The organism is Sphingomonas sp. CV7422 (assembly GCF_027945725.1).
Lineage (GTDB): Bacteria > Pseudomonadota > Alphaproteobacteria > Sphingomonadales > Sphingomonadaceae > Sphingomonas > Sphingomonas kyungheensis.
Genome location: NZ_CP115902.1, coordinates 105561 through 119616 on the forward strand (window position 1 = coordinate 105561; position 14056 = coordinate 119616).

Annotated in this window: 14 protein-coding genes and 2 pseudogenes; 6 read left to right on the top strand and 10 right to left on the bottom strand. The window is 68.2% G+C overall.

From position 1 onward, the window contains the following. Window positions 1-17 precede the first annotated feature (17 nt). From galU to PBN85_RS18900, 4 genes are all read right to left on the bottom strand, one after another. The gene (galU, locus tag PBN85_RS18885) at window positions 18-887 is read right to left on the bottom strand and encodes a UTP--glucose-1-phosphate uridylyltransferase GalU (RefSeq protein ID WP_271301175.1); all 870 of its coding nucleotides are present in this window, start codon (window positions 885-887) and stop codon (window positions 18-20) included. Between the two features lie 609 nt (window positions 888-1496). Next, on the bottom strand, window positions 1497-1700 hold the full coding sequence (locus tag PBN85_RS18890; RefSeq protein WP_271301176.1) for a hypothetical protein: 204 nt from the start codon (window positions 1698-1700) through the stop codon (window positions 1497-1499). 96 nt (window positions 1701-1796) lie between these two features. Continuing rightward, window positions 1797-2744: an acyltransferase family protein gene (locus PBN85_RS18895; RefSeq protein ID WP_271301177.1), complete on the bottom strand. Its 948-nt coding sequence runs from the start codon at window positions 2742-2744 to the stop codon at window positions 1797-1799. Window positions 2745-3646: 902 nt separating this feature from the next. Next, on the bottom strand, window positions 3647-5572 hold the full coding sequence (locus PBN85_RS18900; RefSeq protein WP_271301178.1) for an oligosaccharide flippase family protein: 1926 nt from the start codon (window positions 5570-5572) through the stop codon (window positions 3647-3649). A 407-nt stretch (window positions 5573-5979) separates the two neighbouring features. Here PBN85_RS18900 and PBN85_RS18905 point away from each other — a divergent pair, with 407 nt between their 5' ends. After that, window positions 5980-6447: a PilZ domain-containing protein gene (locus PBN85_RS18905; protein WP_271301179.1), complete on the top strand. Its 468-nt coding sequence runs from the start codon at window positions 5980-5982 to the stop codon at window positions 6445-6447. A 10-nt stretch (window positions 6448-6457) separates the two neighbouring features. Here the strand turns inward: PBN85_RS18905 and PBN85_RS18910 are convergent, their stop codons facing one another. Then, window positions 6458-7198, bottom strand: a complete 741-nt coding sequence (locus PBN85_RS18910; RefSeq protein WP_271301180.1) for an SDR family oxidoreductase — start codon at window positions 7196-7198, stop codon at window positions 6458-6460. A 125-nt stretch (window positions 7199-7323) separates the two neighbouring features. On the opposite strand from PBN85_RS18910, the gene PBN85_RS18915 reads away from it, so the two are divergent. From PBN85_RS18915 to PBN85_RS18925, 3 genes are read left to right on the top strand one after another with little or no spacing between them, the layout of a single operon-like run. After that, window positions 7324-7524, top strand: a complete 201-nt coding sequence (locus tag PBN85_RS18915; protein WP_271301181.1) for a hypothetical protein — start codon at window positions 7324-7326, stop codon at window positions 7522-7524. Beyond that, on the top strand, window positions 7521-7685 hold the full coding sequence (locus PBN85_RS18920) for a hypothetical protein (RefSeq protein ID WP_271301182.1): 165 nt from the start codon (window positions 7521-7523) through the stop codon (window positions 7683-7685). Before PBN85_RS18915 ends, PBN85_RS18920 begins: the two co-directional genes overlap by 4 nt. Then, complete coding sequence (locus PBN85_RS18925; protein ID WP_152542144.1) at window positions 7666-7962, top strand: helix-turn-helix domain-containing protein; 297 nt, start codon at window positions 7666-7668, stop codon at window positions 7960-7962. Before PBN85_RS18920 ends, PBN85_RS18925 begins: the two co-directional genes overlap by 20 nt. A gap of 19 nt (window positions 7963-7981) precedes the next feature. Here the strand turns inward: PBN85_RS18925 and PBN85_RS18930 are convergent, their stop codons facing one another. From PBN85_RS18930 to PBN85_RS18940, 3 genes and pseudogenes are all read right to left on the bottom strand, one after another. After that, window positions 7982-9187: a glycosyltransferase gene (locus PBN85_RS18930; protein ID WP_051583292.1), complete on the bottom strand. Its 1206-nt coding sequence runs from the start codon at window positions 9185-9187 to the stop codon at window positions 7982-7984. Between the two features lie 25 nt (window positions 9188-9212). Next, complete coding sequence (locus PBN85_RS18935; protein WP_271301183.1) at window positions 9213-10280, bottom strand: cell wall hydrolase; 1068 nt, start codon at window positions 10278-10280, stop codon at window positions 9213-9215. A 228-nt stretch (window positions 10281-10508) separates the two neighbouring features. Then, window positions 10509-10913 (bottom strand): annotated as a pseudogene (locus tag PBN85_RS18940) (GFA family protein). A gap of 100 nt (window positions 10914-11013) precedes the next feature. Between PBN85_RS18940 and PBN85_RS18945 the strand changes: the two are divergent. Together PBN85_RS18945 and PBN85_RS18950 are read left to right on the top strand one after the other, a co-directional pair. Next, window positions 11014-11404: pseudogene (locus PBN85_RS18945) on the top strand (VOC family protein). Between the two features lie 173 nt (window positions 11405-11577). Next, on the top strand, window positions 11578-12906 hold the full coding sequence (locus PBN85_RS18950; protein WP_271301184.1) for an O-antigen ligase family protein: 1329 nt from the start codon (window positions 11578-11580) through the stop codon (window positions 12904-12906). A gap of 235 nt (window positions 12907-13141) precedes the next feature. Here the strand turns inward: PBN85_RS18950 and PBN85_RS18955 are convergent, their stop codons facing one another. Beyond that, entirely contained in the window at window positions 13142-13639 is a 498-nt protein-coding gene (locus tag PBN85_RS18955; protein WP_271301185.1) for a DUF4188 domain-containing protein, read from the bottom strand. Window positions 13640-13668: 29 nt separating this feature from the next. Beyond that, window positions 13669-14056, bottom strand: a 388-nt coding sequence (locus PBN85_RS18960; RefSeq protein ID WP_443026795.1) for a hypothetical protein, incomplete at its 5' end; no start/stop codon positions are given.

The window sequence follows — 14056 nt, forward strand, 5'->3', positions numbered from 1 at the left end:
ATCGGCCTGTCGTCAGCTCAGCGCAGCAGGCCTTCGGCGAAGCTGCGCACCGCCGGCCCGATGTCGGCGCGGGCGAGGGCGAGGGCGAGGTTGGCCTGGATGTAGCCGGCCTTGTCGCCGCAATCGTAGCGTTCGCCGTCGAAGGTGAAGCCGTGGAACGGTTGCTGGCCGATCAGCTGCGCCATCGCGTCGGTCAGCTGGATCTCGCCACCCGCGCCCTTCTCCTGGCTTTCGAGGATACGCATCACCTCGGGCTGGAGGATGTAGCGGCCGGGGATCATCAGGTTGGACGGTGCGCTGCCCGCCTTGGGCTTTTCGACCAGCGCCTTGACCTCGGTGAGGCGGCCGTCGACCGCGCCCGGCGAGATGATGCCGTATTTGTCGGTCTCGCTGTCGGGCACCTCGAGCGCGCCGACGATATTGCCGCCGACCTGGTTATAGGCCTCGACCATCTGCGCGATGAAGCCGGGCTTGCCGACCATCAGCTCGTCGGGGAGCAGCACCGCGAACGGCTCGTCGCCGACGATCTCGCGCGCGCACCAGACGGCATGGCCGAGGCCGAGCGGCTCCTGCTGGCGGACGTAGACCGGCGAGCCGGGCTTCTGGCGTATGCCCTCGATCACGGCGAGCGACTTGCCGCGCGCGCGCATCGTCGCCTCGAGCTCGTAGGAGATGTCGAAATGATCCTCGAGCGCGCCCTTGCCGCGACCGGTGACGAAGATGATTTGCTCGATCCCCGCTTCCAGCGCTTCCTCGACCGCATACTGGATCAGCGGCTTGTCGACGACGGTCAGCATCTCCTTGGGCATCGATTTGGTCGCGGGCAGGAAGCGCGTGCCGAGGCCCGCCACCGGAAACACTGCTTTGCGTACGCGCTTGATCGTCATCGAGAGGTCCCATTGCTTATGCGAGCGGCCACATACCGTACACCGGCGTCTAGAGTGTTATGAAGACAGAAGAAATACACTTGGTATGAGGTGGTGCCGGTTCGGGACGAACCTTCCGTCACGGTCGGATGGATTTTTGGGTTCATGCGGAGGCGCGGAGGCGCGGAGCGACATCGTCCGGGGCGGGCGTGGCCCGGTCCTATCCTTGGCGTGAGGAAGGGCCGCCGGCGCTGCAGGCGCACCCCCTCCGCGCCTCCGCGTGAACCAGAGTTACCGCAAGCGCCCGGCGGCGTCGCGGGCGAGGCGGTCGCCGACGGCTCGGCGGTCGCTCATTCATTACCCCCACGTGATTGCAAGCGAGGCGCCCGGGGGCGCCGCCAGCATGGCCGAGGTTAGGCGGGGCAGGGTATATTGGCCAGCGATATCAACTACTCATCCGATAGAATGAGCCAATTATCCGACCAAAATAAGGCTGCCGTGACAGTATTGCTGTTCAAACATATTGCAATACATCAATGTTGAACGCTAGATGACTGCCACGCCACCGGATACCGGCTGGTCCTCTCCACTGGTAATTTTTTGGATAGCCGCGACCGCGACAGGTCTGGACTAGTCCGCTTGGCCGGTCGACCGTTTGATCAGGCCGTAATCCTTATCGATCACGTCGTCGAAGACGCCGAGAACGATACGAAGATCGTCGCCGGTCAGCTGGCTGTTCCGATCGACGACATCACTGCCGCGGATCGAGCCGGCGAAATCGCGAAGATGGGCGATGGCCTCGTCCACCCGGCGTGCGGCTTCCTTCTCGGTCATGCCGCTTGGTGGCATCCGTCCTGATATTGCACAACCTTTTATGGTGCGGCGCAGCGGATACGCGACGGTCCGAGCCGGCGGCGCGACCGATGCCGGCTAGCGGATCAGCCGCTGCGTGAACGGCAGCCGATCGAGCGCCAGCACGCACAGCGCCGATGCGATCACCGCAAGCAGCGCATCGACCAGACAGGCGGCGAGCGTCTCCCGCCCGATCAGCCGCACGGCAAGGTCGAGGAACAGCAGATGGACGACGTAGAGGCCGTGGCTGAGCCGCGCGAGCTGCGCGAGCAGCGGCGGCAGCCGCAGTGTCGGCGGCAGCGCCAGCGCGACGAGAAAGGCGGCGATGCCATAAGGAATGGTCATCAGCGTGTCGTCGGTGAAGCGCGGGAAGGGGATCGTCCCCTGCGCATGGAGCGCGGCGACCTCGCCGAGCTGGAGAATGGTGGCGAGCGCGAACAGCGCCAGCGCCGGGGCGGTCCGCGGCCGGATGTCATCTTCGCGGATCCACGCTCCGCCAGCCACGAACAGCAATCCGAAGAACGTTCCGTTGCGCGTGTTGAACGGCGGTCGCGACAGGTCGAACAGGCCACGATACGGCCCGAAGGCGAGCGCCAGCGCGTAGAACAGCAGCGTCAGCGCAAGCACCGCGCCCCAGCCGAGGCGGCTCTTCACCAGCGCGAACAGCACGCCGGCGATGCCGAGTGCGGGCAGGAACCAGAGATGCTGGCCGTCGAGCCCGGTGACCAGCAGCCGCACCAGCATCGCCGGCGACCGCAGCTCGGCGAGCGAGCCCTTGAAATAGAGGATATAGACCAGCGCCCAGACGAAGAAGGGCGGCGCCAGGCGGACGAGCAGACGCAGCGCAGTGCGCGCCGGTGCGCGCGACGACAGGAAATAGCCGAAGGCGACGAACAAGAATGGCACCGCGAAGCGCGCCAGTACCGCGATGGCGTCGGCCGCCGTGGCGGCATCGGTAGCGCTGTCGGCGACCGCGTGGATCAGCACCACCGCGATGAAGGCGATCAGCCGCAGCGCGACCGGCAAGATGGCGCTGGATATCGAAGCGATGGCGGGCCTCCGTACGACAACGGCCGGCGGCGGTGCGTAACGACGTCTCGATCGATCGCACAATCACCGGCGACGCCGGCGATCTTCACTCTAGTCGCTCTTCCGCGCCGACGCCAGCACGCCACCGATCCTGCATCTCCTGGCAAACAGGACAGGATTTGCCCCGTCGCACCTGCTCCGCGCCTTCACGTGATCCTGCCGGGGCGATCATCAGATCGTGCGCGCAGAGGACGCAAAGAGGGATGCGGATCGGTCGCGTGATCCGCAGGGTCACTGATGGATTGACGCGGGGGATTGCGCCAGCGGCGGGAACTCCCGTCAATGCCAGGCGGCGAAAGGAGCTTCGCAGCACGGCTTTGCGCGAAAAACATCTTCCTATTATGCGCTTAGCGGAAGCGACGCTTACTCTTTATAGTAATTGCGATAGGCGCGCCGTCTGCGTCGCCGCGACCGCCGCTTGAGGAAGACCACGACCGATAACAAGCCGATCAGCGCCGCAATGGTGACAATGGTAGGAACCGACATGCTCACGATTTAACACAGGCTCCTTCGTGAACGTGTGCCGGCATCTAACAATTATGCGCTGCGATATGCAACGCCCAATCGCTTCCCTGCCGTGTTCAACAATGGGAAAACATTGGCCGCATTTTGGGCAAATAGCAATACTCGCTAGATCTAGTCACAGTAAATATTTAGTAAACGACATCTCGACGCCAGATCTGCCGCGTCTTCTTCCTAATCCGGCGCGATCAAAACCAGCATGACGATCTGGCGGCGGCGTCATTATCAGGACACGGTTGAAATTTTCAGCGGCCAAGGACCCGTTAAATGACATCTGCGATAGATAAACGTCAGTACCGCGTCGCGGCGTTGCTGGATCAGGGTTGCCGGGGGTAGGGTCGTGCGACTTGTCGCGACGGTAACGGGCAGCGCTCGCAATGTCCGGCGACGTCAATCGACTTGCTGGTCATGCGGAACCCTGCGACGCCCGCGGCAACGCTGATGATATTCGCCGCGGCATGGCCGCGGACCGGGGTCGATTGTCCGCAGCGGCTACAGACCAAATTGATCCGCGGCTGATATTGCTCGCCTTCTATCGCGCGATTGTCGGTCGGCTGGACGAGATTGGCCTGCATCAGGATATCGAGGATGCGATAGACGCTCGACGCCGCGGGCTCGGCGCCGTTGCGCGCCGAGGCGTTGGCGAGCGCGAAGATCTGGTCGCGGGCATCGGCATGCGCCGCCTCCTGCGCGCGCGTCGGTGCCGGCGCGGCGGGTGCGACGCTGCCGCCCCGGCCGCGGCGCAGCATCTTGGTGGCGATGCCGAGCACCATCGCCTCGCCGCCCTGCGGCCGGCCGGCGAGCTGCCAGAGCAGCAGCACCGTCATGCCGTAGCCGAGCGCGCCCAGGGCGGCGAAGCCGGCGAGCGCGGCGACCAGCCACGGCTTGGCGAGATCGGCGGGCAGCAATTGCGTCGCCGGATAGACCAAAGCGCCCATCACCAGACAGCCGATCACCGGCCGCGTGATCGCCTTGAGCTGCGCCCAGACCGGCAGGTCAATCGCGTCGCGCGCCGCCTTCACCGCCATGCCGGCGAGCACCAGCGCGGCCGCCGCGCGTGCGGCGGCGATACCGGGGATGAGGAAGAACCACGCGCCGGCGATGACCAGCGGCACCTTGACGAGGAAGTCGGTGAGCTGGCGGTTGAAGATCAGCGTCGAGCGGCGCAGCGCCAGCGCCAGCGCGTTGAGCGGCGTCCACAGCAGCCCGGGAATGCCGGCGAGCGCGAGCCATTGCAGGATCGGCGCGACCATGTCCCATTTCGCGCCGAGCGCGAGGCTGACCACCGGATGCGCGAGCAGCGCGGTGCCGGCGAGGATCGGGAAACCGAGCAGCGCGACCGCGGCGAAGGTCTTGAGATAGGCCTGGCGCAGCCGCGCCGGATCGTCGCGCACCGCGACCAGCCCCGCCGACAGCGGCCCGAGGATCGGGGTGAGTAGCACCTGACCGGGGATCGAGGCGAGGCTGTCCGCCATCGTGAAGCGGCCGACCGAGGCGGTCGGCGCGAGCCGGCCGAGCACCAGCCGGTCCATCTGCCAGGCGAAGGCCGAGAAGAGCTGCGCGCCGCTCAGCCAGCTGAGGAAGTTGCGGAACAGCCGCCAGTCCTTGAGCGACAGGGTCGGGCGATAGGGGGCGAGCACGAACGACATCAGCGACGCGGTCACCGGCGAGGCGATCGTGCCGAGCGCGAGCGCCCAATAGCTGCCGGTCGCCAGCGCGACGCCGATCGACACGCCGATCGAGACGAGCTTGCCGAGCAATTCGGTGGCGACGGTGCGGCGGAAGTCGAGATCGCGATTGTACAGCGCGAGCCTGGGATTGTTGATGCCGCGGAACGCCGGCGCGAGCGCCAGCGCGAGGATCAGCGGCAGCAGCCGCATGTCGCCGTAGACGATCGCGAACGGCCAGGCCGCCGCGCCGATCAGCACGGCGAGCACGACGCCGCGCAACACGCTGAGCGTAAAGGCGGTGTCCATCATCGACCGGGTGATGTCGCGCTCGACCAGCAGCACCTGCGACACCGGCAGTTCCATCACCGCCTCGACGATGAAGATCAGGCTCATCGCGATGCTGATCAGCCCGAAGTCGGCGGGCTGGAGCAGCCGCGCGAGCACGATCAGCGCGACGAGATCGATCAGCCGCGACAGCAGCCGCCCGCCGACCGCAAGGATCGAGGCGAGCGCGGTGCGGTGCGATGCGGCCGCCGCAGCGGGCGCAGGGGTGGGGACGGTGAGCGCGGTCACGTCAACACGCCGACGCCGGGGCGCAGCGGCCGGGACGGGGACCGGAAACGGGGCGCACGGCCGCAACGAACGCCAATAGTCTGTGCTCCGATGCCACGCCGGTGCGGGACCCACGCGATCCCGCTCCGCAAGCTGCACCGCGGCGGCTCATCGCTTTGATTAGCCGTTCCTTCATGGTCTGTCATCAGGCTTGCGGCGGTGCTGCACCGCGGCATGTGTCTCGCTGCGGTGCAACCACGGCGGCCCTGATCCGTCCACATCGTGCCGTGGATCGCTGCGCCGCAGTCTATTTCTCTAGTAATGATCGGCTAACCATAATAAACAGCCCAATCGTATCGGCAAACATCGTTCACCTTGTCTTTACCTTTTGCCGGCTAGGACTATAGGGGAAGGTTTAGGGTGTGATTATGGCGATACCTGCTCAGATCATCGGCGACGACCGCGGCTCGGAACGTTTCACGGTCGGGCTCAATGCGACGCTGCGCGACCAGGTGACGCGCCCGCACGACGTGATGATCGACGATCTGTCGCTGACCGGCTTCCGCCTGTCGGGCGGCCCGGCGCTGACCGTCGGCAGCGAGGCGTCGATCGGCTTCGCCGGTATCGGCGTCCATCAGGCGCGGGTGACGCGGCAAGACAGCGACGTCTACGGTTGCGAATTCGTCACGCCGATCACACCGGAGATGCTCGGCCGCGCGCTGTCCGCGGGGCCGGTCACGCCGATCGCCTTCCCGACCGGTGCCGGCTCGCTGCTCGACCACGTCCCCGAACCGTTCATCGAACCCTATTCGGGCCGCACCAAGCTGGTCATCGCCACCGTCGCCGCAGCCGCGGGCTGGGCGGTCGCCGCGGGCCTGTATCTCGCACTGAGCTGAACCGCGCGCCTCACCGGTGGAGCAGCCCGCCGTCGACCGTATATTGGCTGCCGGTGACGTAGGAGGCGTCGTCGGAGAGCAGGAACAGCGCCACGGCCGCCGCCTCGTCGGCGGTGCCGGCGCGGCCGAGCGGCACCTGATCGATGACGAACTGTTCGAACCCGCGCCGCGCCGCCTCGGGCAGGACGACGCGGAAATCGGTGTCGATCAGCCCCGGCACCAGCACGTTGACGCGGATGCCGCGCGGCGCCAGCGCCGTCGCCCAGGATCGCGCCGCGCCGATCAGCGCGCTCTTGCTCGCCGCATAGAGGCCGGTGGCCGCCGCGCCCTCATAGGCCGACGAGGAGGCGGTCACCACCACCGCCGCGCCCGGCTTGAGCTGCGCCGACAGCCGGGCGAGCTGTAGCATCGGCCCGCGCACGTTGACCGCCATCATCGCATCAAAGCTTTCGGCATCGACCGCCTCGGGTGGCGCCAGCACCGCCACCGCGGCGTTGAGCCACAGACCGTCGAGCCCGCCGAGCGGCGACACGGCAGCGGCGAGCGCCGCGGCCGCGTCCGGATCGGCGGCATCGTTGACCAAGCCTTGCGCGCCGGTGCCGAGCCGCGCTTCCACCGTCGCGACCCGCGCCGCATCGCGCCCGGTGACGACGACCGCGCCGCCTTCCGCGACGATGCGCTGCGCCCCGGCGAGCCCGATCCCGCGCGTGCCACCGGTGACCAGGATGCGCTTGCCGTCGAACCGTGCCATGCGACCCTTGTAGCGACATCGGGCCGCTGGCCGACCTGACGGCACCGGCATTGCGCCGTCCCATGCCTCATGCGGAACCGCATCCGCGACTTGAACGCGGTACGGATAATCCGTACAAGAGCAGCGTGCACACGGTGATCGAAACCCCAGCTTATCTGGCTGTGGCGAAAGAGGCCGGCATGGGGGATGTCGAGCGTCAGGCGGTGGTCGACCTGATTGCCATCAACCCGGAGGCTGGCGAGGCGATATCATGCCGGGATGCGGGGGCGCGCGGAAGCTACGCGTCGCGCGACCGGGTGGCGGCAAATCCGGCGGCTATCGCGTGATCAGCTATTACGCCGGAGCGGACGTTCCGGTGTTCCTGCTGATCGTCTTTGCGAAGAACATGAAATCCAATCTTACCAAAGCCGAGCAGCAGACGTTCAGCACCGCCGTCAAGCTGCTCACCGACAGTCTGGGAGTCCGACATGGCAAAGCGCGCATTTGACGGGATGATGGCGGGGATCGCCGATGCCATCGCTTATGCCAATGGCGATGACAGCCGGGGCAGGGTGGCGACGCCCTCGCCGGAGCTCGACGTGGCGGCAATCCGCAAGCAGACGGGCAAGACGCAGGATCAATTCGCCCGCGCCTATCGCCTGCCGATCGGTACGCTGCGCGATTGGGAGCAGCGCCGCACTCAGCCCGATGCGCCGGCGCGCGTGCTGCTCGGGCTGATCAGCGCGGAGCCGGATACGATCGAGAGGCTCGTCCAGCAGGTCTGAATGAACGCCGCGCGTCGGCTTACCACGTCTGTGGCTGGTCGGCTGCGAACGCCGTGTCGGTCGACGCCCCCGCCTCCGCCGACGCCAGCACGCTGTCGGCGGCGACCAGCCGTTCGGCGCGGGCGACTTCGGCGGCGAAGTCGCGCAGGAAATTGGCGCGGGCGAAGCGGCTGGCATTGGCGATCGCCGCCTCGGGATCGAAGCCGGGCAACCAGGCGTCGAACCGGTCCATCGCCGCGATCAGCGAGTCCGCGGTCTGTTCGTGGAAGTGGATGCCGGTCTCACCGTCGATCACCGTCTCGGTGCCCCCGCCGCGGCCGAACACCACCACCGGGCGACCCGCCGCCTGCGATTCGACCGGGATGATGCCGAAATCCTCCTCGGCGGTGAAGATCAGCGCGCGCGCCTGCGCATAAGCGGCGCGCAGCTCGTCGAAGCGCATCCGCGTCGTGAAGCGGACGTTGGGGCCGGCCTTGGCCTTGAGCGTCTCGAGCATCGGCCCGTCGCCGATGACGTGCAGCTTGCGGCCGCTGCGGGTGAACGCCTCGACCGCGATGTCGGGCCGCTTGTACGGGACGAGCTGGCTGATCCAGACGCATTCGTCGCTGACCGCATCGCTGCGCTGGAAGATGTCGACGTCGACCGGCGGATAGACGACGCTCGCCTCGCGGCCCCAGAATTTGCCGATGCGGCGGCGGACGAACTGGCTGTTGGCCATGATCACGTCGGGACGCGACGCGCTCATCCGGTCCCAGGCGCGCATGCGCGGCGCGACGAGCCGCAGGTAGAGGCCGGCGAGCTTGCCGCTCGCCTTGCGATAGGCATGATACTGGTCCCAGATGTAGCGCATCGGCGAATGGCAATAGGTGACGTGGACCGCATCGGGGCGGGTGATGACGCCCTTGGCCGGCCCCGCCTCGCAGCTGATGACGAGATCATAGGCGCTGAGGTCGAGCGCCTCGAGCGCGGCGGGCATCAGCGGCAGGTATTTCTGATATTGCGTCTTCGCCAGCGGCAGCTTGGCTATGAAGGTGCTGAAGATCCGGTGGCGCTTGAGCGTCTGCGACAGCGCGCCCTCGTCGACGACATGGGTGAAGATGTCGGCGTCGGGATAGAGGTCGCAGATCCGCTCGAGCACGCGTTCCCCGCCGCGCATCGTCACCAGCCAGTAATGGACGATCGCCACCTTGCGCGGGCGCGGCGCGGACGGGGTCTCAGGGGTCATCGGAGGTCCTGTGGCACGGGCGCGGCTATTGCGGCAGCGCGAGATGGGGACGCTGGCTGCGCCGCTCGGGGAAATAGGTGCGCGGCGCCTCGGTCGCGGTCGCACGCGGGCTCGGACTCGTCGACGGCGGCGTCGCGGTGGCGGCGGCGGCGGTCGCCGCATCGCCCGGGGTGACGGTCGGCCCGGGATAGGTCGGCGGCACGATGCCGACGCCGACGGTCGCGCCGCTCGTCGCGGTCGGCGTCACCGGCGTCGTGCCGGCGGCGGCGGCGGCGTCGGCGTCGGCGGGCGGCACGTCGGGCAGCGCCGCCAGCGCCGCATCGGACGGCACCCCGGCGGCGGCGCGGAAGCCGCTATAGTCATAGGGCTGGCCCGGCAGGCGGTAGAAGACGTGATGGCCGAGCACGCCGAGCTTCAGCAATTCGGGCGCCCATTTCGGGAAGACGTAGAGCGTATGGTAATGCGTCGCCTGCCCCGCCTCCGCCGAGATCGCGCCGTTGAGCGCGGCGGCGGCGACGGCGAGCGCCAGCTTGAAGCGCGCCGGATTGGGCGCGCGGGCGAGCGAGCCGTCGCAGGTGAAGCTGAACTGGCAGCCGGTCGGCCGCTCCGCCCCCTGGTTGACCACCGCGCAGATCGTCTTGGGGTAGCGCGGATGGCGCAGCCGGTTGAGCACCACCTGCGCGACCGCGCGCTGGCCGGCGAGCGGTTCGCCGTTCGCCTCGTAATAGACCGCTTTGGCGAGGCAGTCGGTCTGCCGGTCGAGATCAGCGCCGAGCCACGCCGCGACGAACGACGGCGCCAGCGGATTGCTCGCATGGCTGAGCGGCAGCGCGAGATTGCGCGCCAGCGCATCCTGCGGCGACAGTGGCAGCACCGCGCTCGGCACGAAGCTGTCGAGCGGCAGCGCGTCCTCGGCGAGCGGCGTCGCGCCGCCCTCGGGTGCGGCGGTCGTGGCATGGTGGGGGGCGAACGGGATGGCGTCGAGGAAGCTGTTGTCGTCGTCCATCGTCCACAGCGCGACGCCCAGCACGACCACGATCAGCAGCGCCGCGAGGCCCCACAAGGTCGATCGTTGGGATTGGGCAAGCGGCACGGACACTCCTCGACGGCAATCGGCGCGAGCACCCATGGCCGATCGCTGCGCTGCTGTCGTGCAGAGGCCGCCGGCGATCTGCTACCGCATCGTGCGTTTTCGGGACATTTGCAAGCTGGCAGAGGCGATTGGCGGGTGGGCGGCGTCGTACGGGACGGTCGGGGATGCTGGGCGCGACGAGGCGCGGCGGACGCAGAGAGGGGAATGCCGTTACCGGCTCGAAGCTACTTAAGCTGGCGGTCCTTCAGGATATTGCGGTTTGCCGTCGTCGAGATTGAGCCACGCCTGTTTACTGGAGGTCCAAATATGCTCGGTCGGCTCGAACGAGCCTGGCCGGTCGAGGCTTCCCATAGACAAGCCTATCGTACCGGCGCTCCGCCGTTCGGAAAACAACGTCGTCCCACATGCGGTGCAGAACCCGTGATATATGCCGCTCTCGGCGCTCAACCATCCGACCGGACCGGCGATGACGAGCCCGGCCAAGGGTACCATGACACGCGCATAGAAGGCGGCACCGGTTGCCTTCTAACAGCGACTGCAATGACAGATACGTACGTTAAGAGGTTCGGCGTCCGTGCTGTAACGGCAAGCCCCGCAGAGGCATCCGCCTTCGATCGATGCTGAACTGCTCATCCCCGCAATGTGTACAAGCGGTGCCCGTTAGGGAATGCCGATCGTGGTGTGTTGCTTGAAGGGCGTTGGCGCGCCGGCCGAAGTGGGACAGCCCAGCAGAATGTCACAGCGATTGAACCTGACCACGCTCCTCGTTAACGACTATGATATCGCATTGTCGTTCTTCGTCGGGAAACTGGCCTTTGCACTGCGCGAGGACACCCGGTTGCAGGACGGAAAACGATGGGTCGTGGTCGCGCCACGCGAGCGGGCTGTTGCTGGCGCGTACTGTCGGTGACAGGCAACGTCAGGCGATCGGGGATCAGAGCGGCGGCCGGGTGTTCCTGTTCCTCGCAATGGACGACTTCGCCCGCGACCACCTTGCCTACATGCAGCGGGGGGTACGATTTGTCGAAACCCCGCGTCATGAGCCTTACGGCGCCGTGGCTTTCTTCGAAGACCTCTATGGCAACCGCTGGGATCTGATAGAGCCCGTCTCTGTCAAAGGGTAAGCTGCGTACGAAAGGCAGGCAGTCGAAAGGCTCCGAGCTCCCGCCTGACGTAGAAGTGGGTAGCATCGCCGTTCCCGCTATTCCCCACGAGCTGAATGTTCGCTCCCTCGACTTGGCAGCCGCGGACAGGCAAGTCGGGGGAACCGCGGCAGGCGCGGCGGAAGGAGGGGCTGGTGGCTGATCATGCGGCGGCGCTGCAGGCGCACGGACACGGCGCGCGGTCGCGGCAGACGCTTGGCTGGGCGGTGCCGGCGCTCGCCGTTCTGCTCGTCGCGCAATGGCTCGCTGGGGGCGCCAATCAGGGCGTGTCGAGCGCGCTCGCCGCCTGCGCCGATGCCGCGCTGGCGATCGCGGTTTTCGTACTGGCGCCGGCGCAGTCGCGCTTCTGGACGCGCGCGCGCGGACCGTTCGTGCTGCTCGCCGCGGCGCTGCTGTGGGCGGCGCTGCCCGGGCTGCTTCCCGCCGGCCTCGCCCGCGCGCTGGCGATGCCGGTCAATCCGGCTGCCGACCGCTTCGCCCTCGCGCTCGCCAAGGCGCTGGCGACGACGCTGCTGCTGATCGTCGCCGGCCTGCTCGCCTATCGCGACGGTTCGGCGCGCGGGCTGGTGCGGGTGCTGACGCTCGCCGGGCTCGTCTATCTGCTGTGGGCGGCGGCGGATGCGCTCGACTGGCTGTACGACAGCGCCCGCGCCGCGCGCTACAGCGGCACGATCGGCAATCCCAATGCGGCGGGGATCGTCTTCGCCGCGCTGGCGCTGCTCGCCGGCGGGTTCGCGCTTGCCCCCGACGCCGAGCCGCCGGCGCTGCGCGGCGCGGCGCTGGCGGGGAGCGCGGTGGCGCTCGTGCTGTGTGCGCTGACCGGCAGCCGCAGCGCGGTGCTGCTTGCGCTGGTCGGCGGCGTGCTGCTGCTGGTGCGGCGCTGGCGACGCTGGCAGGACGGACGACCGCCGCTGCGGCTGGTCGGTGCGGCGGGGCTGGTGCTGGTCGCCCTGCTCGGCATCGTCGCCTGGGCGACCCCGGTCGGCAACCGATCCGTCTATCTACCCGAGGATGCCGGATCGCGCTGGGCGGTGATCGACCATTATACCGGCATCGCGCAGGCGCAGCTATTATGGGGCCATGGCCTCGGCAGCTTCTACGACGTCAACCAGCAGACGCTGACCGCTGAGGTCGCGCCGCTCTACTGGAACTTCGGCGCGGCGCATAACGCGCCCGTGCAGCAGGCGATCGAGACCGGCTGGCCGGGCCTCGCGCTGCTGCTGCTCGCGCTCGCCGCGATCGGCTGGCAGGTGGTGCGGGCGCAGCGCGACTGGTGGACGGTGGCGCCGCTGTGCGCGCTGATTGCGATCACCGGCAGCGGGATGGTCGACATCGCGCTCAACGTGCCCGCGGTGGCGGCGCTGTTCGCGGTGCTGCTCGGCGCGATCTGGGGCGCGGCGCTGGCGAACGGAGCGCCGCGGGTGCGGCGGCGGGTGCGGGCGCGGGGCGTGCGGGGGGCTTAGCGCCGGGACGTGGTTTGTTCGGCGACGTTGCAAAGGTTCGCGCAGAAGCGCGAAGGACGCAGAGGGGTTGTGGGTGACGCTGCCGGACCGCGCCTATCGAGCGGGGGGTGAGGTCACGCGGAGGCGCGGAGGCGCGGAGATTTTGGTGAGGCGGCGCGCCGGTCCCTACAGCCGTTGGAAGCGGGCGCGCTGCCGCGCGGCCCCTCCACGCCTCCGCGTGAGCAAATTTCCGCCTTCACCTATCCCCGGACGGGAGTTCGGCCCCCCGCCGTAACCGCTTGCGCGCGCTGGCGCGGTCGCCCTTGGCGGAGAACAGGGGGCCGGCGACGCCGAGGCCATAAGCGGGCATGTTGACGAAGATCGACTCGATCCGTGTCGCGGGCACCGCATAGGTCTCGTGCCAGATGCCGACATCGCCGCTGGTGCCGATCCGCGCGTTGAACTCTTGCCATGCCGCCATGTGCAGCCGCCCGGCACCATGGGCATAAGCATGCAGATCCTCGGTGCTGCGCCAATGCTGGAGCACGCCGATGTTGCGGCCACCGAACATGAAGCGCGTCGACAGCAGCCCGATCGCCGGATCGGCCGCCTGCTCCTTGAGCATCGGCGGCATCTCGAACAACACCGGCAGCCATTTCCACGGCTTCCAGATGCGGTTGATCCGCATGCCGATCGCGAAGACGACGATGTCCTCGCGCGTCTCCGCGCACAGCCGCTCACGCAGCACCGTCATCCTCGTCTTCTGTATGGCTTCATCCGCCGCTACCGCTTCGGCTTGGGCATGTGCAGCGCGACGCGGACCGCCATCGGCGAGCCGGCCATGATGTCGGCGAGCCGGTCGGCGAAGCGGCCGTCGAGCGTACCGAGCCACGCCGCCTCGGCGACCGCCGCCTCCTGCGTCGCGGGCGGCAGGTCGCGCCAGTAGCGCGCGGCATAGGCGCTGCGCCAGAAGCCCTCGGCGGTGAGGAAGGGCGCCGCGGCATAGCTGGCGACGAAGGCGGCGAGGCTGGTGCGGCTCGGATGCGGTCCGCTGCCGAGCGCGAGCTGGCTGTGCAGCAGCAGCGCGGCCGCGCGCGGTCCGCCGGCGTCGGCGCGCGCCAGCATCGCCTGCGCATGGGCGAGCGCGGCGCGGTCGCTGCCCGCCGGCACC

Coding starts and splice junctions, on each gene's coding strand:
- galU (WP_271301175.1), bottom strand. CDS start 887: ATGACGATCAAGCGCGTACGCAAAGCAGTGTTTCCGGTGGCGGGCCTC.
- PBN85_RS18890 (WP_271301176.1), bottom strand. CDS start 1,700: ATGACCGAGAAGGAAGCCGCACGCCGGGTGGACGAGGCCATCGCCCAT.
- PBN85_RS18905 (WP_271301179.1), top strand. CDS start 5,980: ATGGCGATACCTGCTCAGATCATCGGCGACGACCGCGGCTCGGAACGT.
- PBN85_RS18910 (WP_271301180.1), bottom strand. CDS start 7,198: ATGGCACGGTTCGACGGCAAGCGCATCCTGGTCACCGGTGGCACGCGC.
- PBN85_RS18925 (WP_152542144.1), top strand. CDS start 7,666: ATGGCAAAGCGCGCATTTGACGGGATGATGGCGGGGATCGCCGATGCC.
- PBN85_RS18930 (WP_051583292.1), bottom strand. CDS start 9,187: ATGACCCCTGAGACCCCGTCCGCGCCGCGCCCGCGCAAGGTGGCGATC.
- PBN85_RS18955 (WP_271301185.1), bottom strand. CDS start 13,639: ATGACGGTGCTGCGTGAGCGGCTGTGCGCGGAGACGCGCGAGGACATC.